Origin of the sequence: Ruegeria sp. HKCCD7255, from assembly GCF_013031565.1 — a bacterium.
Classification (GTDB): Bacteria; Pseudomonadota; Alphaproteobacteria; order Rhodobacterales; family Rhodobacteraceae; genus Ruegeria.
In genome coordinates this window covers 36,543-57,278 of sequence record NZ_WQAG01000017.1, presented here as the reverse complement: position 1 = coordinate 57,278, position 20,736 = coordinate 36,543, and the positions used below count along the sequence as shown (strand labels likewise).

At 58.1% G+C, this 20,736-nt stretch carries 18 protein-coding genes, 1 other RNA gene, 1 pseudogene and 1 riboswitch; of the genes and pseudogenes, 10 read left to right on the top strand and 10 right to left on the bottom strand.

All coding sequences use genetic code 11. From position 1 onward, the window contains the following. Window positions 1-11 precede the first annotated feature (11 nt). From recR to GOX45_RS20845, 3 genes are all read right to left on the bottom strand, one after another. Window positions 12-605 (bottom strand): recombination mediator RecR, encoded by a 594-nt coding sequence (gene recR, locus GOX45_RS20855; protein WP_171103723.1) that lies wholly within the window; start codon window positions 603-605, stop codon window positions 12-14. A gap of 61 nt (window positions 606-666) precedes the next feature. Beyond that, a complete protein-coding gene (locus GOX45_RS20850) occupies window positions 667-1,020 on the bottom strand; it encodes a YbaB/EbfC family nucleoid-associated protein (protein ID WP_171103721.1) in 354 nt (117 codons plus the stop codon). A 220-nt stretch (window positions 1,021-1,240) separates the two neighbouring features. Further along, window positions 1,241-2,995, bottom strand: coding sequence for a DNA polymerase III subunit gamma/tau (locus GOX45_RS20845; protein ID WP_171103719.1), 1,755 nt, complete (start codon window positions 2,993-2,995; stop codon window positions 1,241-1,243). A 141-nt stretch (window positions 2,996-3,136) separates the two neighbouring features. Between GOX45_RS20845 and GOX45_RS20840 the strand changes: the two genes are divergently transcribed. Beyond that, the gene (locus tag GOX45_RS20840; protein WP_171103717.1) at window positions 3,137-3,625 is read left to right on the top strand and encodes a protein-tyrosine phosphatase family protein; all 489 of its coding nucleotides are present in this window, start codon (window positions 3,137-3,139) and stop codon (window positions 3,623-3,625) included. 1 nt (window position 3,626) lies between these two features. Here GOX45_RS20840 and GOX45_RS20835 read toward each other — a convergent pair whose 3' ends face one another. Then, the gene (locus tag GOX45_RS20835; protein WP_171103715.1) at window positions 3,627-4,034 is read right to left on the bottom strand and encodes a hypothetical protein; all 408 of its coding nucleotides are present in this window, start codon (window positions 4,032-4,034) and stop codon (window positions 3,627-3,629) included. An 88-nt stretch (window positions 4,035-4,122) separates the two neighbouring features. Beyond that, window positions 4,123-4,345: riboswitch (cobalamin riboswitch) on the bottom strand. Between the two features lie 119 nt (window positions 4,346-4,464). Here GOX45_RS20835 and GOX45_RS20830 point away from each other — a divergent pair. Then, complete coding sequence (locus tag GOX45_RS20830; protein ID WP_171103714.1) at window positions 4,465-5,334, top strand: alpha/beta fold hydrolase; 870 nt, start codon at window positions 4,465-4,467, stop codon at window positions 5,332-5,334. Window positions 5,335-5,349: 15 nt separating this feature from the next. Here GOX45_RS20830 and ffs read toward each other — a convergent pair. After that, window positions 5,350-5,448: signal recognition particle sRNA small type (ffs, locus tag GOX45_RS20825), an RNA gene on the bottom strand. A 39-nt stretch (window positions 5,449-5,487) separates the two neighbouring features. After that, entirely contained in the window at window positions 5,488-7,362 is a 1,875-nt protein-coding gene (locus GOX45_RS20820) for a bifunctional 2',3'-cyclic-nucleotide 2'-phosphodiesterase/3'-nucleotidase (protein ID WP_171103712.1), read from the bottom strand. Between the two features lie 173 nt (window positions 7,363-7,535). On the opposite strand from GOX45_RS20820, the gene nudC reads away from it, so the two are divergent. Then, complete coding sequence (gene nudC / locus GOX45_RS20815) at window positions 7,536-8,519, top strand: NAD(+) diphosphatase (RefSeq protein WP_171103710.1); 984 nt, start codon at window positions 7,536-7,538, stop codon at window positions 8,517-8,519. Window positions 8,520-8,562: 43 nt separating this feature from the next. After that, complete coding sequence (locus tag GOX45_RS20810; RefSeq protein WP_171103708.1) at window positions 8,563-9,030, top strand: SRPBCC family protein; 468 nt, start codon at window positions 8,563-8,565, stop codon at window positions 9,028-9,030. Window positions 9,031-9,325: 295 nt separating this feature from the next. On the opposite strand, the gene GOX45_RS20805 is transcribed toward GOX45_RS20810, so the two are convergent. Together GOX45_RS20805 and GOX45_RS20800 are read right to left on the bottom strand one after the other, a co-directional pair. Further along, complete coding sequence (locus GOX45_RS20805) at window positions 9,326-9,967, bottom strand: MSMEG_1061 family FMN-dependent PPOX-type flavoprotein (RefSeq protein WP_171103706.1); 642 nt, start codon at window positions 9,965-9,967, stop codon at window positions 9,326-9,328. 286 nt (window positions 9,968-10,253) lie between these two features. Continuing rightward, on the bottom strand, window positions 10,254-10,709 hold the full coding sequence (locus GOX45_RS20800; protein ID WP_171103704.1) for a hypothetical protein: 456 nt from the start codon (window positions 10,707-10,709) through the stop codon (window positions 10,254-10,256). A gap of 125 nt (window positions 10,710-10,834) precedes the next feature. On the opposite strand from GOX45_RS20800, the pseudogene GOX45_RS20795 reads away from it, so the two are divergent. Then, window positions 10,835-11,365 (top strand): annotated as a pseudogene (locus GOX45_RS20795) (chloramphenicol phosphotransferase CPT family protein). A gap of 18 nt (window positions 11,366-11,383) precedes the next feature. Here GOX45_RS20795 and GOX45_RS20790 read toward each other — a convergent pair. Further along, window positions 11,384-12,217, bottom strand: a complete 834-nt coding sequence (locus tag GOX45_RS20790) for a prephenate dehydratase (protein WP_171103702.1) — start codon at window positions 12,215-12,217, stop codon at window positions 11,384-11,386. 119 nt (window positions 12,218-12,336) lie between these two features. Between GOX45_RS20790 and GOX45_RS20785 the strand changes: the two genes are divergently transcribed. The 5 genes from GOX45_RS20785 (at window position 12,337) to GOX45_RS20765 (ending at window position 18,709) form a co-directional block, all read left to right on the top strand. Next, a complete protein-coding gene (locus tag GOX45_RS20785; RefSeq protein WP_171103743.1) occupies window positions 12,337-12,846 on the top strand; it encodes a cytochrome c family protein in 510 nt (169 codons plus the stop codon). Between the two features lie 175 nt (window positions 12,847-13,021). Beyond that, the gene (locus GOX45_RS20780; protein WP_171103699.1) at window positions 13,022-14,926 is read left to right on the top strand and encodes an extracellular solute-binding protein; all 1,905 of its coding nucleotides are present in this window, start codon (window positions 13,022-13,024) and stop codon (window positions 14,924-14,926) included. A gap of 1 nt (window position 14,927) precedes the next feature. Beyond that, on the top strand, window positions 14,928-16,028 hold the full coding sequence (locus GOX45_RS20775) for a microcin C ABC transporter permease YejB (RefSeq protein WP_171103697.1): 1,101 nt from the start codon (window positions 14,928-14,930) through the stop codon (window positions 16,026-16,028). Next, a complete protein-coding gene (locus GOX45_RS20770; RefSeq protein ID WP_171103695.1) occupies window positions 16,029-17,135 on the top strand; it encodes an ABC transporter permease in 1,107 nt (368 codons plus the stop codon). It begins immediately after the preceding gene. Beyond that, window positions 17,132-18,709 carry an ABC transporter ATP-binding protein gene (locus GOX45_RS20765; RefSeq protein WP_171103693.1) on the top strand — a complete coding sequence of 526 codons (1,578 nt, stop codon included), beginning with the start codon at window positions 17,132-17,134 and terminating at the stop codon, window positions 18,707-18,709. Before GOX45_RS20770 ends, GOX45_RS20765 begins: the two co-directional genes overlap by 4 nt. An 18-nt stretch (window positions 18,710-18,727) precedes the next feature. On the opposite strand, the gene GOX45_RS20760 is transcribed toward GOX45_RS20765, so the two are convergent. Continuing rightward, window positions 18,728-20,653, bottom strand: coding sequence for an elongation factor G (locus tag GOX45_RS20760; RefSeq protein ID WP_171103691.1), 1,926 nt, complete (start codon window positions 20,651-20,653; stop codon window positions 18,728-18,730). Between the last annotated feature and the right edge of the window lie 83 nt (window positions 20,654-20,736).

Here is a 20,736-nt window from a genome sequence, read left to right as displayed (position 1 = left end):
AAGGAATAAGGTTAAATCTCTTTTCGCGCCCTCAGCGCCGCCGTGATCGTCCCGTCATCCAGATAGTCCAGCTCACCCCCAATCGGCACACCTTGTGCAAGTGAGGTCAAGCGCACCTGGCCCTCAAGCTGATCTGCGATGTAATGGGCCGTGGTCTGGCCGTCGATTGTGGCGTTCAGGGCCAGTATGATCTCGGTGATCTCTTCTGCCAGAACACGATCCCGCAGGCGTGGGATTCGCAGTTCCTCCGGGCCGACCCCGTCCAGCGCTGACAGGGTTCCACCCAGAACGTGATAGCGACCTTTGAACACACCCGCGCGCTCCATCGCCCAAAGGTCGGCCACGTCCTCGACCACGCATAGCTCTCCGGTTGCGCGGGCCTCATCGTCGCAGATATCGCAGATATCAGACGTGCCGACATTGCCGCAGTTCAGACACTCTCGGGCGGTAACGGCAACCTGCTGCATTGCGTCCGAGAGCGGTGTCAGCAGCAGGGCGCGTTTGCGGATCAGGTGCAGGACAGCGCGGCGGGCCGAACGGGGGCCAAGGCCCGGCAGTTTCGCCATCAGGTCGATCAGGTTATCAATGTCGCTGTTAGAGCTCACGGCCTGTCCTGTCTGGCGCCGGAGGGAGCCTCCGGCGGGAGTATTTTTGAAAAGATGAAGATCAGAAGGGCAGTTTGATATCCGCCGGCAACCCCATGCTTTCGGTCAGTTTGGCCATTTCCGACTGCGCGCGCTCGGCAGCTTTGGTCTGGGCGTCCTTGATTGCCGCCAGGATCAGATCTTCGACCACTTCCTTGTCGTCGCCATTGAATATCGACGGATCAATGTCGAGCCCCTTCAGCTCGCCCTTGGCAGTGGCAGTGGCCTTGACCAGACCGGCCCCGGATTCGCCAACAACCATCAGAGTGTTCAACTCTTCCTGCATTTCCGTCATCTTGGTCTGCAAGTCCTGCGCGGATTTCATCATCTTGGCCATATCGCCCAGGCCGCCAAGCCCTCCGAGTCCTTTGAGCATCGGTAATCTCCTTTAACTGGTTTGACGCTTAAATACGAAGGGCGTCGGTGTGGCACAAGGGGCAGGAATGCTCCCGCCGGTCGTCGAGGTCTTTGGCAAGACCTTTCCTCCCGTTGGGCCCGGCAGCGCGGGCTTTGCCCGCGCTGCCGGGCCCAAGTCCGCTCTGGGGTATCGGCGTCAGCCGATGGCCCGTGGCGGGCGCGGGAGTTTTGCCTTTATCTTAGTCCTCCTCGAACGGGTCCCATTCGTCCTCGACCTCGGGCAGGGCTTCGGTTTCGATCTGGGCTGCGCGTTGCTCGGGGGTTTCGATTTTGGTGATCCGTGCTTTTGGGAACTGTTCCAAGACAGCCTGAACCAGCGGGTGCGCCTTTGCCTTGGCTTTCAGAGCCAGATCGGCGGCGTCGCGGGTTTCTCCGATCGTGGGGGCTTCGCCGTCCGAGACAATCGAGACGGCCCAGCGGTTCCCGGTCCAGCGTTGCAGCGCAGATCCCAGCCGTGCGGCCAGGTCTGACGGGGCTTGTGCGGCTGGAGTGAACTCGATCCGGCCGGGCTGGTAGGACACCAGACGCACGCCGTTCTCGACCTCGACCAACAGTTTCACGTCCCGGTTGCTGCGGATCAGTTCGACGACGTGGTTGAAGGTTGGATAGCGTGCCAGGGCGGTGGCGGGGTCCTGGGCCAGCGCAGCGGAAGGCCCCCCGGCGGGGCCGCGCGCGGCCATGGCAGGTTGCGCAATGGCTTGTGTCGGAGCAGCGTCAGGCGCTCGGGTTGGCACGCCACCATCCGGTCCGCCATTCGGTGGTGGGGCAGGCATGTCCTGCAACCGTTTCACCAGCTCTTCAGGGCTGGGCAGGTCGGCCACATGGGTCAGGCGGATCACCGCCATTTCCGCCGCCATCATGGCGTTGGGTGCAGCCGAAACCTCTTCAAGCGCTTTCAGCAACATCTGCCACATCCGGGTCAGCACCCGCATCGGTAGCGCCTCGGCCATTTGCTGACCCCGGGCGCGTTCGTCGGGCGATACTGTTGGGTCTTCGGCAGCGTCGGGGGTGATTTTCACGACCGAGACCCAGTGGGTAATTTCCGCCAGATCGCGCAGAACTGCCAGCGGATCTGCCCCTTCGGCATATTGGCTGCCCAGCTCGGTCAGCGCCCCTGCCGCGTCGCCGCGCAGGATCATATCCATCAGATCCAGCACCCGGCCCCGGTCGGCCAGACCCAACATAGCGCGCACCTGGTCGGCGCTGGTTTCCCCCGCGCCGTGGCTGATCGCCTGATCGAGCAGAGACGTGGCATCGCGGGCTGAACCTTCGGCAGCTCGCGTGATCAGCGCCAGCGCGTCGTCGGCGATTTGGGCGTCTTCGGCATCCGCGATCCGGCGCAACAGCGCGATCATGTCCTCGGGTTCGATCCGGCGCAGATCAAAACGCTGGCAACGGGATAGGACCGTCACCGGGACCTTGCGGATCTCGGTAGTGGCAAAGATGAATTTTACATGTTCGGGTGGTTCTTCCAACGTCTTGAGCAGCGCGTTGAACGCGCTGGTCGAGAGCATGTGAACCTCGTCGATTATATAAATCTTGTACCGCGCGCTGGCGGCGCGATAGCGCACGCTGTCGATGATCTCGCGAATATCATTCACACCGGTGCGACTTGCGGCATCCATCTCGATCACATCGACATGGCGGCCTTCCATGATGGCCTGACAGTGCTCGCATTGACCGCAGGGTTCCGTTGTAGCTCCGCCCGTGCCGTCAGGACCGATGCAATTCATACCCTTGGCGATGATCCGGGCCGTTGTGGTTTTCCCCGTTCCCCGAATGCCGGTCATGACAAAGGCTTGCGCAATCCGGTCCGCCTCGAACGCGTTCTTCAGCGTGCGGACCATGGCGTCTTGCCCAACCAGATCGGCAAAGGTTTCCGGGCGATATTTGCGGGCGAGAACCTGATAGGCAGGGCTTGGCGTGTCGGTCATGTTGTCTCTGACGGATTCGAGTTCCGATGCAGCGTAGAGCGACCTGCTCGTCGCGTCCACCACGAGGGCGCGAATTTCGTTTTGGATTTGGCTTGGCTTGGTTACACCGCTGAGGCACAGAGGCGCCGAAGGACACGAGACATGAGTGGATTTCAGATTTACAGTCTGACTGTGGGCGATGGGCAGTTGGCATTGTGCCCATTGCCGGGGCGCGATGGCAATTACGAAGCTGATCTACGTGCGATTGCGGCTTGGGCGCCGGATCTGGTGATCACTTTGACGACTGCCGAAGAATTGGCCCAGCTGGGGGCCTCGGCGTTGGGGCGCGACGTTGAGAATATCGTTGCGAAGTGGGTCCATTTCCCGATTGCTGATTTCGGCACGCCCGAGGATGACGCACAGTCGACGTGGGAAGATGTCAGAGCTCTGGGCCTGCGCCGGCTGTCTGGTGGCGGCCGGGTTCTGGTGCATTGTCGTGGCGGCTGCGGGCGGTCTGGGATGGTGGTGCTGCGGTTGATGATTGATAGCGGCGAAGCGCCGGCAGAGGCGTTGGCGCGGCTCAGAAAAACCCGCGCTTGCGCTGTGGAAACTCAAGGACAGATGGACTGGGCGAAGGGCCGTCAAGGCTGAGCTAGATCGAGGCCTGCTCGGCAGCCTGCACCGCTACCGGCGCGGCGTTGGTGGTGACCTGCAACATGGCGCATGGCGCCTTGACCAAGGCGTCAGCGGGCATCGAAGTTACTTTGCACGAGAACATCAAGTCAGCGAACTGTTCCAGAGTCTCATTTTCAGTCCGGGGATCAGCGTCACAAAAAATTCGAACCTGCTTTGGTCGGGCCAGATATCGTGCGGTGCACCCTTTGGCGCAATGGGTCAGCTGTGCGTGGCCGTCAACTTCGAACCCATCGGTTGTCACAGGTTTGGCCGTTGACATCGCCTGGGCTATCGCGCGCGCCAATTGCGCCAGCGCCGGGCAGGGTTTGCCAGTGCGCTGGCAAAGAGTGGCCGAAAATTGATGAGTTTTTGTGTTCCAGATCATACCGCGCCCTCCGCGCAATGGGCAGGGGCGACGATCAGGAACACTTGGCTTCCGACAAGCAGGCCCGCCCGGACACCCCGCCCGAGTTTCGGTTTCAATTCTTGATGGCAGGTCTCCTGACTTGCGGGTTATCGCTTTGCCGACCTTCCCAGCCTTGCGGCCAGTGGTTTTTCGACATTGCTCTCCGCCTACAGTTGCGGGGGCAGTCTCGGATTTGGGCTGTTCCGATCGGATCGGATTGGCCCGCACCGCGTTCCCTTTTCATCCCGACCCCAAACCGGGGTGCGAGAACCATCACCCAACCGCTAGCGTTCGGGGCGGGGCGCTGTCAAGCAGACGTTTGGTCATGCGCGCTGCGGCTTGACAGCGATGGTCGAGCTGGGCGCATATTAATTCTGAACTGATTGGTTCAGTGTGGGCGGGTGACATTATGCGAGATGACCAGCATATCATCGAAACCGAGGATTTTTGGATTCCGTCACAGGGCGGAAACCTGTCGGCGCGGCTGTACAAACCAGTCATCGAGCCGGAAATTGTGGTGACTCTGAACAGTGCAACCGGAGTTCCGCGCGACTACTACCAGCATTTCGCACTCTGGCTGGCGCTTGAGCATGGTATGGCTTGTCTGACCTATGATTATAGTGGCTTTGGGCAATCGCTGACCGGGCGCATTCAGGATGCAACTGTTACCATGGCCGATTGGGCCTTGGTGGATATACCGGCAGCGCGTGCAGAACTGCGCCGCCGCTATCCGCAGGCGCAACATTGGGCGATAGGGCATTCCATCGGTGGAATGTTAGGCCCGGTACAGCCGGATGTGGCGCAGATCGACCGGCTGATATGCGTGAACTCGGGGCTTGTGACCTTTACCGACCATCCCTGGCCCTACCGGGCCTTGGCTGGGTTGTTCTGGTACGGGCATGCACCACTGCTTGCGCGTATGTTGGGGTATCTGCCCGGCAGGGCGGTTGGGTTTGGCCCGGACCTGCCGGCGGCGGTTTATTGGCAATGGCGCCGATGGTGCACGGCTCCGCGCAATTATGCGCCTGAAATCGGTGCGTCCTTGCCCGATGTCACCTGGGATTCGACCTCAGGCACAGTCGACCTGGTGACTTTCACCGACGATCAGATGGTCCCACCGCAAGCCGTTTGGCGGCTGGCCGAGCTGTTCGGACCTGACGCGCAACGCCATCTGATCGACCCGAAGGACCATGGTTTGCAATCAGTGGGCCACATCGGGGCTTTCGCGCGGCGCAACTCGGCCATCTGGCCGCGTCTTATCGCACAGCAGGGTGTCTAGAAAGGTTGTGGAAGTAAGTGAGAGGTTGGACATCGACCCAAGCGGGGCTCGTTGTGGCTGCTTCCTTCCGGACCTGACCAGGTTGGCGAGGCGCTCGCCCGCGCCAACCTCTCGGATTTGGATATAAGCAAGCGCCGTCGGATTCGCAACCCGTCAGAGCGTCAACGCGATCCGCAGGAAACCCTGCGCATCGGTCCCCAGTATCTCTGGCGCGTATGGGTCAAGCTCGTCGACATGGGCCAAAGCTCTTGGTCCGGTTTCCAGGATCGCTTTGGCACCACCCAGATTGCTGAAGCCAAAGGGATTTTCGGCGCGTTCCAAAGGATCCACCTGGCTGCTTTCGGCCAAATAGTCCCGCAAAACGCTTTGGATGCTGCAGGATGGAAGGTGGAGTGTGCGTGCATCGGTCACGGCGTTGAAATTTCCACCACCATTGACGCGATAGTTGTTGGTAGCGACGACGAATTCCGCTGCATCGTCAACAGGTCGAGCTTGCCAGCGCAAATTTCGGATCCGGCGGGCCTCTGGATCTGAAAGGTGCCCATCTGCCCGATAACGCGCCGGTTGGCTGAGGTCGATTTCATAGGTCAGCCCATGAATGATATCAAAGTTATGACCCGCGCGATCGGGGTCTGTCAGAACTGTTGCCGAGTCTGGATTCAGTTGCCTGAAAATCCCTGCCGACATTTCGAGCCATTCGCGTAGCTGTACCCCGGTGACACGCACAGCACGCAGTTCATTTGGGAACAGGTGAATATCTGCGACATGCCGCATCGAGATATCCCCGGCGGGGATGTCAGTATAGAAATCTGGGCCCGAGCGTCCTCCGAACTTGGCAGGAGCGACCGCCGAGAGCACAGGCAATTCCGACGTAGGATCATCATTCAACAAGGCGCGTAACGCGGCCGCCTGCGCGGCCGCCAAAAGCGCCAGGGCCCGATCTGGCGCGCAATAGGCGAAATAGCTGTGTATCGACGTTTCAAGACGCCCCACAGGCTCAGCCGCAAGGGTCCGCGTTTCGGCGTGCCCCCGAGCGAACAGGGCTACCATTTCGGGATCTTCCAGAACATCTGTATTTTGGGGACAAAACGAACGCAGTTCGGTTTCAAAATCACATATGGTCCAGGCGCCGGACATCTTATTGTCCAAGGTTATGTCTATGACACCCAGATATGACCCTGCAGACCCTGCCATGACGACCGGTTTGCCATGAACCCTCCCTCGTGGAGCATCCACAAAAGGCAAATGGTCATGCGCAGGGCCCGGAAGGGTCAGGTGGGTATGTCCGGCTATGATAACGTCGATGCCGTCGATTGCTGCCAGTTGTATTACCGCGTTTTCCAGACCGGGCCCCGCGCTTTCGGCTTGCAGACCGGAATGGGCCAGAACAATAATCAGATCGCAGCCAAGGTTGCGCAGCGTGCTGACCGTTTCTTCGGCGCTGCGCAAAATGTCGTATGAAGCCACCTGACCGTCCAGCTTGTGCCGCTCCCACATAGTGGTTTGTGGGGGTAGTACGGACATGACGCCGATCTTGATGGGGTCTGTTCCAGTATCATGCGTTATGTTGCGGCTTAAAACGGTGTAGGGTCGCCAGCCCGCGCCTGTGGGCTCACGGTCCAGATTGCTGCAAAGCACGGGGCAGTTCAGTTGTGACGCAAAGCTGTCGATCAGACCCAGCCCAAAGCTGAAATCGTGATTGCCCAGCCCAACGGCATCGTACCCAAGCCGATTGAACGCTTTAGGCAAGGGGTGAGTGTCCGCACAGTGCGCGGCAGCCCAATCGCCAAAGGGTGTGCCCTGCAAGGCATCACCATTGTCGAACAGCAAACTCAATACCCCTTCGGAATGCGCCTCATCCTGCGCAGCACGGATCAAGCTTGCGGTTCTGGTAAATCCGATCCTTGGATCCTTGCGATCCGAATAATAGTCAAATCCGGTCAAATTCATATGAAGGTCGGTCGTCGCTAGGATCTGGATACGCGCCGGCGATGATGAAACTTCGGCGGTCTTGTCTTTTGTATTCAAGTGTAAAACTTCTGCATGTTGTTGTGCATTTGAATAATCCTATAGGTTGAATAAGCGCAATAAAAACGACAAGTTCACGGACAATCTGCCGCATTCTAACGATAGCATATTTGAAAGGTCATTGCGTCAACGATCAAGACGTGGCAGCCCTGTCGCCAAAATGAGGGCGGTGCATGAAACGAGCAGAGGAGGTGACCTTTGGGGGGTCCGGCCTGAACAGGGCGGCTGAGCGGCGCAGTGACGCTGCCTTGCTGGCTCAGGATTTGGCGGATCCGTCGGCGCGCTGCCTTTTGCTCTGGCGCGGAAAGGTTTTGGTGCAGGGCGAGAATTTGGACCAACTGGCGCTCGTTCCGCTCAGCCACACCCTGTTGACCGACGGTCCTGGTGGTATCGTTGACGCACCGGTTTTTCTCGGCCTTACCAAAGAGAGAGCGCCTTTGTTCGCAACCGATATTTCCGGCTGGGCCGCCGAAGGGTTGGATCTGGCTGGCGTAGGTGCGTTTGTCGATCAGACCGAGCAGCAGCATCCAGATTTGCCCACCGGTCAGGTCTTTGCCGAGCTGCGCAGGATCATGACCCGTCTATCGGCGCGCGATGCCGAACTGGCCGCGACAGCCAAGGCCGTCATCGGCTGGCACGAAACCCATCGGTTTTGCGCCCGCTGCGGCGCTCCCAGCGAGATGGCGCAAGCGGGATGGCAGCGCAGTTGCCCCGATTGCGGTGCCCAGCATTTCCCAAGAACCGACCCCGTGGTGATCATGCTGATCACACATGGCAACGCGGTTCTGGTCGGGCGCTCACCTGGGTGGCCCGAGGGAATGTATTCGCTGCTGGCCGGTTTTGTCGAACCAGGCGAAACGCTCGAAGCTGCGGTGCGCCGCGAGGTGATGGAGGAAGCCAACGTGCCTGTGGGCGCTGTGCACTACCTCTCAAGCCAGCCCTGGCCCTTCCCGGCCTCGTTGATGTTCGGCTGCGCGGGCGAGGCTTTGTCACGTGATATCAAGATCGACCCGGTTGAAATCGAAGAGGCGATGTGGGTGAGCAAGACCGAGATGATGCAGGCGTTCGCCGGGGATCATCCGAAACTGAAACCCGCCAGAAAGGGTTCGATTGCTAATTTTATCCTGCAACATTGGCTGGCGGATACGCTGGATTAACCCTTAGAACGATAAGCAGGGAAAAGGCTGAGCGGAAAAACAGATGCAGTTCAAAGCGCAGGAGGACATAACCACCCCGATTGATGCCGTGTTTTCCATGGTGTCCGATGTCGACCGCTTTGAACGCATGGCCATGCGACGCGGGGTCGAGGTGCGTCGTGTTGTTTCGAAAACACCGCTGCAGGCGGGGGCCGAATGGCATACGAGGTTCAGCTTTCGGGGCAAACCGCGCGACATATCGGTTCTGATGACAGAGTGTGAGCGGCCATCGCTGATGCAGTTCACCTCAAGCAGCCGCGGCATGATCGGTCAGACAGTGATCGAGCTGTTGGCCCTGTCTCCGCGCCATACGCGGCTTAGCATCCAGCTGTCTCTTGCCGCCAAGACCCTTCCGGCGCGACTACTGTTGCAATCCATGAAGCTGGGCCAGGCCCGGTTTCGCAGACAATTTCAGGCGCGACTCAGCGATTTCGCACAAGAGCTCGAACAGCGTCACAACCACGGGGTTTGACAAGTCGAGGTTCGGCAAAAGGCACCTCGGATGGCTCTGATCGTTTTCCAGAATGGTGAGCCTACACTCAAATACTGACCCGGTCGGGCAAGTGGCGAAACTTGGTTTTCGAGGTTTAGAATTTACACCGCTCGTCGCTATAACACATGTTCCGAAGCTGTCTTTGAAGTGTGTCGATTTGGTTGCGACTGAAACCCAGTTTTCGCTGTTGAATCAACGTAAATCTCAAACGCGGACTTTTCCGACCTAAGTCAGCGAGCCAACAGTAGTTTTGCCGAGAATGGCTGTATGACTATCAGTACAGGTTTTCTTCGGCATCTTCTTTGCAGCCGTCCGCGATCTCAGTGACGGTTTCAGGCATCGCGCCGTGAACCTTCAACATCTCTGCAAGAGTGGGGACATCGGAGGTGTCCGGCCAATCCTGTGATTGCCAGACCTTTCCGCGTATGAACGCTTTTGGGCAATGGCATAAAACCCTTTCGACATGTACGAGCAGGATCAGATCCGAGGGCCGTCCGTTGACCGAAAGCTGTTGCCCCAGTTTGGTGTCCCTAACGACCGCTCCTTTGCCACTGACGCGCAGTGTGTCTCGATGCCCAGGAATTATGAACAATATGCCGACATTCGGGTTCGCCAGAATATTCTCGAACGTATCCATCCGATTGTTCCCGGGGCGATCGGGAATTGCGATGAGTTTTTTGTCAATGACCTTTACGAAACCTGCGGGGTCGCCGCGAGGGGTGATGTCCAATACTCCGTCATGACGCGTCGTAGACAAGATCGCCAATGAGGACGTTGCGATAAACCGCCCGGCAAGTTCATCAATGTGGTCAATTACTTTGTTGTCGACCCAATGATCGAACGGTTTTTCCCCTCCCCGCAGTTCGATTGGTAGCTTCAAATGATGGTCAACGCTGCATCCAAAAACACGATCCATAGGTCAATCTCCGTTCAACTGCGGCGACGTTACCATACGCAGCTTGGCCCGAAAAAGGGCGCGGAAACCTATGTCGGCTCTTGGGCACGCGGCAGACATTCTTTGCATCCTAAACAAAGGGCAGGTTCTGGTATTGAAAATGTCCGGTGACGATGTGGGTTCCGGCAGCTCGGCGAACAAAGCTGCCGTTCGCTTTGGCGGTGCAATCAGCTGCTTTGGTTTAAGGGATCTGGCGCGCAGAGTCGGATTTTTACATCCACAAACACACAACTCGTGCAGGTATTCCTTAAGGATCTACGGGCCTCTGATCTCTCATTTTCTTCATCCGCAATCTGCATTCATTGTCTGTGCGCGTATTCTTGTAGGTGGCGAAAACGTAACCTCCCGCCAACCGGGTCGAACCTGATACCTCGATGAAATAGCCTTCGCTAACTTGCTCAAAGAACTCGAAACGTGTCGCGGCAAAGCTGCCGTTTACCAAGAACCCCGTTATGTCTTTGACGCCAAAGCTGACCCCTCGTGACTTGCCTGACAGTCTGCCGTTGGGAGTTTGCTCAAAATAGTAGATATAGCGGCCAGACCCCACACTGCATTGTAGTGTCGCGTACCATTTACCGGACAGATCAGGTTCATGGGGCTTGTCGTCATTCGGAAAGGCACGCGACTGTATTCTTTCTGCTTCCGTGACAAGATGGTAGTGCCCGGCTTCACAAAAGGTGCAGATCGAAAAGACGAAACTCAAGATTGATCCTGCGAACACCTTTCTTGCTCCAAAACTCTTGTCTATCCGTCGTCATATCATATTCGTAGCGCAGAGTAACGATCACGGAATTTGACCAACCGGGGTTGCGAAAAACGGAGTTTCAAATGGCGCAGATCATCTTCCTGCATGGCGCTTCGAGCAGTGGAAAATCGACGATCGCACGCGCATTGTAAAGGCAGATCGAGCGCCCCTTCTGGCACATTTCGATTGATCATCTGCGAGACAGTGGTGTCATACCAATGGCGCGATTCAGGGCAGGGGATTTTGAATGGTCCAAGGAACGCGCCCGGGTATTTGAGGGATTTCACTTCTCCATCGGTGTTTACGCGGATGCTGGTAATGATCTGATCCTTGAGCACATTCTGGACACCGACGGATGGGACAAAACACTGCAGCAGGCTTTTACCCCGCATGATGTTCTGTTCGTGGCGATCCACTGCGCGCTGACAGAACTTGCCCGCCGGGTAACCGGGCGCGCTGACCGCGCCGAAGGCAGTGCGGTTCAGGATCAAAAGACGATCCACAAAGGCAGGCGTTATGATCTGGAGCTGCGGTCCGAAGACGGGATCGAAGCAAATGTCGACGCCATTCTCAATGCGTGGCGCAGCGGGGTGCGCTGTTCGGATTTCTCGTAGCACCGATAAAAGCCCGGCCTAGCCCCGCGGTCGAGCGGCAGGATAGACGCCAAGGACCTCTACATTGGTTGTGAAATGCTCCAGCTCATCCAGCGCCAGTTGAACGTTTCTGTCCGCAGGATGTCCGACGATATCCGCATAAAACTGCGTGGCGGTGAATGAGCCGTCGACCATGTAGCTTTCCAGTTTGGTCATGTTGATCCCGTTGGTGGCGAACCCGCCCATCGCCTTGTAAAGCGCTGCTGGGATATTGCGGACCTGAAATACAAAGCTGGTGATCATGCCGTGATCCCCCCGCCGCGATTCGTCTGCCTCGCGCGACATGATCAGGAACCGTGTCGTATTGTTATCCTTGTCTTCGATATGGCGCGCCAAAACGTTCAGCCCATAGATTTCGCCCGCAAGCTCGCTGGCCAGTGCGGCTGAGTGTTTTTCTCCGGCTTCGGCCACTTCGCGCGCCGCCCTTGCGTTGTCCGGGCTTACGCGGCCGCGGATATTGTGGTGTTGGAGAAACCCCGCGCATTGAGGCAGCAACACCAGATGCGAATGCGCCTCGGTGATGTCGTCCAGACTGGCCCCGGGAACGCCCAGCAGGTTGATATGCACGCGGACAAACGCCTCATCGACAATGTGAAGCCCGCTATCGGGCAGCAATCGGTGAATGTCGGCCACCCGCCCGTAAGTGGTGTTCTCGACCGGCAACATCGCCAGATCCGCCTCACCAGACCTGACCGATTCGATCACATCCTCGAAGGTGCGGCAAGGAAGAGCATCCATATCGGGCCGCGCGTCGCGGCAGGCCTCGTGGCTATAGGCGCCGGGTTCCCCCTGAAAAGCAATGCGGTTGGTCATTTGGTCGATTCCGTGCAACAAGTTTTCGAATTGGGCGTTTCGTCGCGGTGTCTATACCTTGCCTCTTGCAAGGGGAAGCCTTAGACACCCGGCAGACAGCTGAAATGGACACGCGATCAATGTTCGACACGATGACAGTTACCAAGGCCGCCGCAGGCCTTTTTGGCACCTTCCTGGTGTTGCTTCTGGCAAAATGGGCCGGGGACATCCTCTACAGTTCCGATAGCCATCATGCCGAGGCTTCCTACATTATCGAAACCGACAGCGCGGGCGAAAGCGCCGACGGCGAAGAGGTCGTATTTGCAGATCTGCTGGCCGCCGCTGATCCCGAGAAAGGCGCGCGCGTGTTCCGCAAATGCACCGCCTGCCACAAGCTGGAAGATGGTGCCAATGGCACCGGACCTTATCTTTATGGCGTCGTGGATCGTCCGCTTGGTACCGCCAAGGGTTTTGGCGGTTATTCGGCCGCGATGCTGGCCCATGGCGGCAACTGGACACCCGAAGCGCTTGATGCGTTTCTTGAACGTCCCAGCGGCTATATCGCAGGCACAAGCATGAGCTTTGCAGGTTTGAAAAAGGCGCAAGAGCGTGCAGATGTGATTGCCTATCTGCAAACCATCGGAAACTGATCCTGAGCCTGGATCGGAGTTTTAAAAGGCCGTTGCCCCGCGCAGCGGCCTTAATTTTTGTGTGAACAAATCTTCACAAAGCGCTCACGCAGTCTAAACTTGCTTCTAACTAAGCTGGTCTTTTAGCTAGCGCGCACGAAAATGAGCATGTGAACGAACCCAGAGGATGTACCTGATGAAATCCCATTTGACGTCGATGCGTGTCACAAAAATGAAGCCTTTGACCTTTGTCATCGGTCTGACCACTGCAATGGCGTTAGGGACGTCCCTTTCGGCAACGGAAGACAAGATTATCGAAAGTCACGGGTATTCCTATTTTGGCAACCTCGACTATCCCGCTGATTACGAGCACCTGAACTACGTCAATCCGGATGCACCAAAAGGTGGCGAGCTGTCTTTGGCTGCGTCGGGAACGTTCGATTCTTTGAATCCTTACTCGCGCAAGGGCCGGTCGGGCGCTTTGACGACACTTCAATACGACCGCTTGATCGAAAGCTCGGATGACAGCGTGGGTCAGTATTACGGTGTTCTTGCAGAAAGCCTCGAATATGATGCGGATCGAAACTATGTGATTTTTCACCTGCGCCCCGAAGCCACGTTCTGGGACGGTACACCGGTAACCGCCGAAGATGCAGTTTATAGCCATCGTCTGTTCATTGAACAGGGCCTGCCATCTTATGCCCAGGCCGTTGGTCGCATGGTCACCGGCGCCGAGGCTTTGGATGATCACACGGTCAAGTTCACCTTCAACCCCGAAGTCACGCGCCGCAGCCTGATCGAAACGGTCGGTGCGACGCCGGTCTTCTCGAAAGCGTGGTTCGAAGCGGATGAGTCGCGTCGACTTGACGAGCCTCGCCTGGAGGTGGCCGTGGGGTCAGGGCCCTACAAGCTAGACAGCTATGACATCAATCGCCGCATCGTCTACAAGCGGCGCGATGACTATTGGGGCGAAGATTTGCCGTTCAACCGCGGACGGAACAATTTCGACACCATCCGTGTCGAGTATTTTGCGGACCAGACCGCTGCATTCGAAGGGTTCAAAGCCGGGGAATACACCTTCCGCATCGAAAGCGACCCCAAGCTGTGGGCAACGGGCTATGATTTTCCAAAGCTGAATGAGGGCGTAGTGGTCCGCGACGAAATTCCAGATGGCAGCCCGCCGACCCCGTCGGGTTTCGTGTTCAACTTGGGCAAGCCGCAGTTTGCAGACAAGAATTTGCGCAAAGCGCTTGCTTTGGCGTTCAACTTTGAATGGGTCAATGAATCACTGCTCTTTGGTCTCAACTCGCCCAGAAGCTCTTTCACCCAAGGAACCAAGCTGGAAGCAACTGGCGTTCCAGAAGGGGCCGAGCTTGCCTTTATTGAAACCCTTGGTGACGTCGTCCCCGCAGATTTTCTGACCGAACCGGCCGTCACGGTACACGAATCCAATTCGGCCCGTTTGAATGATCGGCGCAATTTGCGGCAGGCGTCCAAAGCGCTGGATGATGCCGGGTGGCCTGTCGGCGACGGGAATGTGCGCCGAAACGCGGAAGGGGAAACGCTGAAGGTGAACATCCCATACCCGTCCAACCTGCCGACCTCGACAGCCACGATGATTGAGACCTATGTGCAGAACCTCCAGTCGCTTGGTGTCGACGCATCTGCCGAGAAAATTGACCCGGCACAATACACGCTGCGCAGCCGTGAACGCGACTATGACATGGTTTATTCCACGCGGTATGGGTCTTTCCTGTCCACCGGTGGCGGATTGAGCCAGATGTACGGATCCGAAGAGGCCGCGTTCAGCCTGTTCAATCCTGCTGGTCTGGCAAGCCCTCTGGTGGACGCGATCATCGAGGCGTCGTTCGAGACGGATAATCAAGCCGATCAGGATACCGCGTTGGTCGCACTTGACCGGGCCCTGCGATATGAGTTCTTCGTGGTCCCTGTGGGATACATCGCAGACTATTGGACAGCCTATTACGACATGTATGAATACCCTGAAAACCTGCCTCCTTTCTCGCTGGGTCATCTGGACCTGTGGTGGATCAACCCCGAGAAAGAGGCCGAACTGAAGGCCACCGGCGCGCTGCGGTAACATGGGCGCGTATATTCTAAGACGCCTGTTGTTGGTCATTCCGACCCTTCTGGGCATTATGATCGTGAACTTCACCCTGGTGCAGTTTGTGCCAGGGGGACCGGTCGAACAGATTATCGCGCAGATCGAAGGACAGGGTGATGTCTTCGCCGGCTTTGCGGGCGGAGGCGGAGATGCTGGCGCAGGTGCCGAACCCGCAGGCGGCGGTGGGTTTGATGACAAATATGTCGGCGCGCGCGGTCTGCCGCCTGAGTTCATCGCCGAATTGGAAAAAGAGTTCGGCTTTGACAAGCCGCCCCTCGAACGTTTCCTGAGCATGATGGGCAACTATCTGACGCTGGATTTTGGCGAGAGCTATTTCCGGTCAATCAGCGTGATCGATCTGGTGCTGGAAAAGATGCCCGTTTCTATCTCACTGGGTCTGTGGTCCACTCTTATCGCCTATCTGGTCTCGATCCCGTTGGGTATCCGCAAGGCCATCAAGGACGGGTCGACCTTTGACACCTGGACCAGCGGGGCCATCATCGTGGCCTATGCCATCCCGGGCTTCCTGTTTGCGATCCTGCTGCTGGTGCTGTTTGCAGGTGGCTCTTACTGGCAGGTTTTCCCACTGCGGGGGCTGACTTCGGACAATTGGGAAAGCCTCAGCCTGATGGGCAAGATCGCAGACTATTTCTGGCACATCACACTTCCGATTATCGCCCTGACGATTTCAGCTTTTGCAACGCTGACACTGCTGACCAAGAACTCGTTTCTGGATGAGATCAAAAAGCAATATGTCATGACCGCCCGCGCCAAGGGGCTGAGCGAACGCAAGGTGCTTTACGGTCATGTGTTCCGCAACGCGATGCTGATCGTGATCGCAGGGTTCCCGGCGGTGTTCATCGGTGTGTTCTTTGGGGGCTCGATCATTATCGAGACGATCTTCTCGCTGGATGGGTTGGGTCGTCTGGGCTTTGAGGCTGCGGTGGCGCGCGATTACCCGGTGATTTTCGGCACGCTGTTCATCTTTGGTCTGATGGGCCTAGTCGTCGGGATCATCAGTGACCTGATGTATGTGCTGGTCGATCCCCGCATCGATTTTGAAAAGCGGGAGGGTTAGATGGCACTTTCCCCTCTCAACCAGCGCCGCTGGCGCAATTTCCGACGCAATGGCCGGGCATTCTGGTCGCTGATTATCTTCTCGGTCTTGTTTGGCCTGTCTCTGTTCGCCGAGTTCATTGCCAATGACAAACCGATCCTTGTCAGCTATCGGGGTGAACTTTATACGCCGATCTTCAAGTTCTATGCCGAGACCGAGTTCGGCGGCGATTTCCAGACCGAAGCGATTTATCGCGACCCCGAAGTGATGTGCCTGATCGATAGCGGCGGTCTGGATCAGTGTTTTGACGATCCAGAAGGCATCATCGAACAGATCAAGGCCGGAACGTTCGAGGCTGAAGGGTTTGAAAAAGGCTGGGCCATCTGGCCGCCCATCCCCTATTCCTACAACACAAGCGTTGATCGCCCGGGGGCCGCGCCTTTGCCGCCCAATGGTCAGAACCTTCTGGGCACAGATGACACCAAGCGCGATGTACTGGCGCGGGTGATCTATGGCTTCCGGCTGTCCATCCTGTTCACTCTGTTGGTCACTGGTGTGGCCAGTATGATCGGGATTTTCGCCGGGGCCATTCAGGGCTTTTTCGGTGGCTGGTTGGACCTGATCTTTCAAAGGGTCATCGAAATCTGGTCCGCGACCCCATCGCTTTACGTGATCATCATCATGTTCGCGATCCTTGGGCGAAGTTTCTGGCTGTTGGTCATATTGATGATCCTGTTCAGTTGGACCGGCCTTGTGGGTGTCGTGCGGGCAGAATTCCTGCGAGCCCGAAACCTGGAATATGTCCGCGCCGCGCGGGCACTGGGCGTCGGCAACATGACCATCATGTTCCGCCATATGCTGCCCAATGCGATGGTTGCGACACTGACTTTTATGCCCTTCATCGTGACAGGCACTATCGGCGGGCTTGCCTCTCTTGACTTCCTGGGCTTCGGCTTGCCGTCATCTGCGCCCTCATTGGGTGAAATGACCTTGCAGGCGAAACAGAACCTACAGGCCCCGTGGCTGGCCTTCACCGCCTTTTTCACCTTTGCCATCATGCTATCGCTCTTGGTCTTCATCTTCGAGGGCGTGCGCGATGCGTTTGATCCCAGAAAGACCTTCTCATGAGCCTGCTGGATGTGAACAACCTCAAGGTCTCGTTCCGGCAGGACGGGCAGGTGAGCGCCGCGGTCAAAGGTGTGTCCTTCACCGTGGATCGGGGTGAGACCGTTGCGCTGGTGGGCGAATCCGGGTCGGGCAAATCGGTGACGGCGTTGTCCACAGTGTCCCTGCTGGGGGACAGTGCTATCGTCGAGGGCTCGGTGACCTATGAAGGCCAGGAAATGGTCGGCGCATCCGAAGATCACCTAATGAAGGTGCGCGGCAACGACATCAGCTTTATTTTCCAAGAGCCGATGACCTCGCTTAACCCGCTGCACACGATTTACAAGCAGATGGCCGAATCGCTTGCGCTGCATCAGGGGGTAACCGGCGACGCGGCGCGGGGCAGAATTGTGGAGCTGCTGACAAAGGTTGGCATTCGCGACCCCGAGGAACGTCTGGACAGCTATCCGCACCAATTGTCGGGAGGACAGCGCCAGAGGGTCATGATTGCCATGGCTCTGGCCAACAAGCCTGACATTCTGATTGCGGATGAACCCACCACGGCGCTGGACGTGACCATTCAGGCGCAGATCCTGGAATTGCTGGCCGAGTTGCAGAAATCCGAGAATATGGGGATGTTGTTCATCACCCATGATCTGGGCATCGTGCGGCGCATTGCCGACCGGGTCTGCGTGATGAAGGATGGCGAGATTGTCGAGGCCGGTGTGACCGCCGACATCTTTGACAATCCACAGCACCCCTATACGCGCAAGCTGCTTGAGGCGGAGCCTTCGGGCCAGCCCGATCCGGTGGCGGCAGATGCCGAAGAGGTTGCGCGCACCGATCATCTAAAGGTCTGGTTTCCGATCCAGCGGGGGTTTCTGAAGCGGACCGTTGGATATGTGAAGGCTGTCAATGACGCCACGCTCAGCGTGCGGGCCGGGGAAACGCTTGGCATCGTGGGTGAAAGCGGCTCGGGCAAGACGACGCTGGCTTTGGCGATCATGCGGCTGATCGCGTCTGAGGGCGCGATCACTTTCCGCGATCAGGACGTCCGCCGCTGGTCCACGCGCGAGCTGCGGCGGCTGCGCAAGGATATGCAGATCGTGTTTCAGGATCCGTTCGGCAGTCTGAGCCCCCGAATGACCTGCATGCAGATCATCGCCGAAGGTCTGGAGATCCACAATGTCGACCCCCACCGCGCCCCGCGTGAGCTGGTGGCTGAGGTCATGGCCGAGGTTGGTTTGGACCCGGACTCGATGGACCGCTACCCGCATGAGTTCTCGGGCGGGCAAAGGCAGCGGATTGCGATAGCGCGGGCCATGGTGTTGCGGCCCAAACTGTTGGTTCTGGACGAGCCGACCAGTGCCCTGGACATGACGGTTCAGGTTCAGATCGTCGATCTGTTGCGTGACCTGCAACGGAAATACGGGCTGGCCTATCTGTTCATCAGCCATGACCTTAAAGTCGTGCGCGCGATGTCCCACAATGTCATCGTGATGCGCAATGGCGACGTGGTCGAGATGGGCGCGGCTGAGGATCTCTTTGAGAACGCCCAGACAGATTACACCCGTGAACTGATTGCGGCGGCGGGCTGACGCCCGCGTGCCATTGGCTCAGGCCAGTTCTTTACTTTTGGCCGCTGCCGGAACCGGGCCACGCAGCTCTTCGTAATGGTCGAATTGCAGTTTGACCCAACCTGTCCCGCGGGTGGCGCTGGCCAGGGTCCGATGCAACTCGTCCTCGGCCACGGCAGGCAGCTGTGCGTTGAAGATTTCCCAGCCCGAAGCGTTCGGATTGCCTTCGAACCCCAGTACCTGTCCTTGCAAAGAACTGATGGTCGGAACCAGATCGCCCACAAAGCTGGACGGCAGATGGATCTCGGCGTTCAGAATGGGCTGCAAAACCACAGGCTTGGCGGCAGGCAGGGCCTCGCGTACGGCGTTCTTGCCAGCGGTGCGGAAGGCATAGTCGGAACTGTCGACATTGTGGTGCTTGCCATCGCTGAGCGTGACCTTGACGTCCACCACCGGAAATCCTTCGGGGCCCTGGGCCAAGGCGTCTTTCGCTCCGTGTTCGACCGAAGGGATATAGTTCTTGGGAACAGCACCGCCTTTTACCACCTCTTCGAACTGAAATCCCGACCCGCGTGGCAAAGGTGCGACCGAGATCACCACATCGGCAAACTGACCAGCTCCGCCGGATTGCTTTCTATGCCGGTGGCGATGTTCAATCGGCGCGCGAATGGTTTCGCGGTAAGCGGTCTCGGCAGGCTCTGTCAGAATTTCGATCCCGAAATCTTCGGCCAGCTTGGCCGCAACCCGACGCATATGCTGAGGCCCTTGCGAACCAAGGATTGCGTGCCCGCTCAGGTCGTCATGCTCGAGATGCAGGCCCGGATCAATCTCCACCAGCCGCGACAGAGCGTTTGACAGGCGCACATCGTCCCGCTCATGCGCGGGCGAGACGACCTGACGATAGGCCACAGGGTGCGACTCGGCCCACTCCGGCAACGGTGTTGACCGGGTGCTGTCGTAGATATTGCCGGGGTTGAGGTGATCGGATTTTACCGCCAACCCGATCTGCCCGGCCTCCAGCGTGTCGATCTGGGTTTTACCGTCCAGCGCTGTCAGGGTGCCGACTGTTTCGCCCCCAAGCGGCGCATGGGCTTTGACGCCGTCCCCCAACCCGCGCAAAACGGTAATTTTTCCGATGTGTTTTTTGACATCCGAGAAACCGGCAATCGCGCGCGCGTTGTCCTCGGCCTCATCCCGGTCTGCTGCGATGTTGAATTCGGGTGCTTCATGGCGCAGGGCTTTCATCAGGCGCGTCAGGCCGTTGCCATGGCTGGCCGCGCCAAGGCAGGCCGGGATCAGCTGATGGTTTTGCAGAACCTGAGCCGCCAGATCATAGACCTCGGCGCTGGGGGGCTGCTTGTCTTCGATCAACTGTTCCAACAGGTGGTCATCGAAATCCGACAGGGTTTCCAGCAATTCGGTGCGGGCCTCCTGTTCGCGTTCTTCAACCGATTGCGGCAGCTCGATCAACGCCGACGGCTGACCTTCCTGATACTTCCACGCCCGCTCCGAAATCAGATCGACGGCGCCGATGATCGTGTCACCCTCGCGGATGGGCACCTGGCGCAGCGTGATGTGATGGGTGCAGTAGGTCTGCAAGGCGGCGATGATGTCGCGGATGCGGCCGTTGGGGTTGTCCATGCGGTTGATGAACAGAAAACATGGGATGCCCGCCTCTTCGACCAACCGCAGGTAGGGGGCACACAAAACAGCCGCGTCAGGATCAGGTGGTGCGACAACAACCGCCGCGTCCGAGATCGCTATGGCCGGCCCGACATAGGCCAGCGCATCGCCGCCCCCATTGACGTCGATGGCGCACCAAGGTTCGTCTAAATAAGAAAAACCGTGCAAATGCACGGTTTCGGACAGGTCGAAGGTGGTGGGCCGCCCGTCGAGGCGGCTGATGGCCTCGACCAGGGTGGATTTGCCCGATTGGCTGGGGCCGAGGACGGTAAAGACGCGCATGAGTGTTGTCCCTCTTTCAGGTTGCAGATGACTGCACGAAAAGGGCTGTCGAGCGAGAACGCATCGGCGAAACTTGACTGCGG

What these genes read in the sequence shown, in the direction of transcription:
- GOX45_RS20850 (WP_171103721.1), bottom strand. Translation starts at nt 1,020, where the DNA reads ATGCTCAAAGGACTCGGAGGGCTTGGCGGCCTGGGCGATATGGCCAAG.
- GOX45_RS20845 (WP_171103719.1), bottom strand. Translation starts at nt 2,995, where the DNA reads ATGACCGACACGCCAAGCCCTGCCTATCAGGTTCTCGCCCGCAAATAT.
- GOX45_RS20840 (WP_171103717.1), top strand. Translation starts at nt 3,137, where the DNA reads ATGAGTGGATTTCAGATTTACAGTCTGACTGTGGGCGATGGGCAGTTG.
- GOX45_RS20835 (WP_171103715.1), bottom strand. Translation starts at nt 4,034, where the DNA reads ATGATCTGGAACACAAAAACTCATCAATTTTCGGCCACTCTTTGCCAG.
- GOX45_RS20830 (WP_171103714.1), top strand. Translation starts at nt 4,465, where the DNA reads ATGCGAGATGACCAGCATATCATCGAAACCGAGGATTTTTGGATTCCG.
- nudC (WP_171103710.1), top strand. Translation starts at nt 7,536, where the DNA reads ATGAAACGAGCAGAGGAGGTGACCTTTGGGGGGTCCGGCCTGAACAGG.
- GOX45_RS20810 (WP_171103708.1), top strand. Translation starts at nt 8,563, where the DNA reads ATGCAGTTCAAAGCGCAGGAGGACATAACCACCCCGATTGATGCCGTG.
- GOX45_RS20805 (WP_171103706.1), bottom strand. Translation starts at nt 9,967, where the DNA reads ATGGATCGTGTTTTTGGATGCAGCGTTGACCATCATTTGAAGCTACCA.
- GOX45_RS20790 (WP_171103702.1), bottom strand. Translation starts at nt 12,217, where the DNA reads ATGACCAACCGCATTGCTTTTCAGGGGGAACCCGGCGCCTATAGCCAC.
- GOX45_RS20785 (WP_171103743.1), top strand. Translation starts at nt 12,337, where the DNA reads ATGTTCGACACGATGACAGTTACCAAGGCCGCCGCAGGCCTTTTTGGC.
- GOX45_RS20780 (WP_171103699.1), top strand. Translation starts at nt 13,022, where the DNA reads ATGAAATCCCATTTGACGTCGATGCGTGTCACAAAAATGAAGCCTTTG.
- GOX45_RS20775 (WP_171103697.1), top strand. Translation starts at nt 14,928, where the DNA reads ATGGGCGCGTATATTCTAAGACGCCTGTTGTTGGTCATTCCGACCCTT.
- GOX45_RS20770 (WP_171103695.1), top strand. Translation starts at nt 16,029, where the DNA reads ATGGCACTTTCCCCTCTCAACCAGCGCCGCTGGCGCAATTTCCGACGC.
- GOX45_RS20765 (WP_171103693.1), top strand. Translation starts at nt 17,132, where the DNA reads ATGAGCCTGCTGGATGTGAACAACCTCAAGGTCTCGTTCCGGCAGGAC.
- GOX45_RS20760 (WP_171103691.1), bottom strand. Translation starts at nt 20,653, where the DNA reads ATGCGCGTCTTTACCGTCCTCGGCCCCAGCCAATCGGGCAAATCCACC.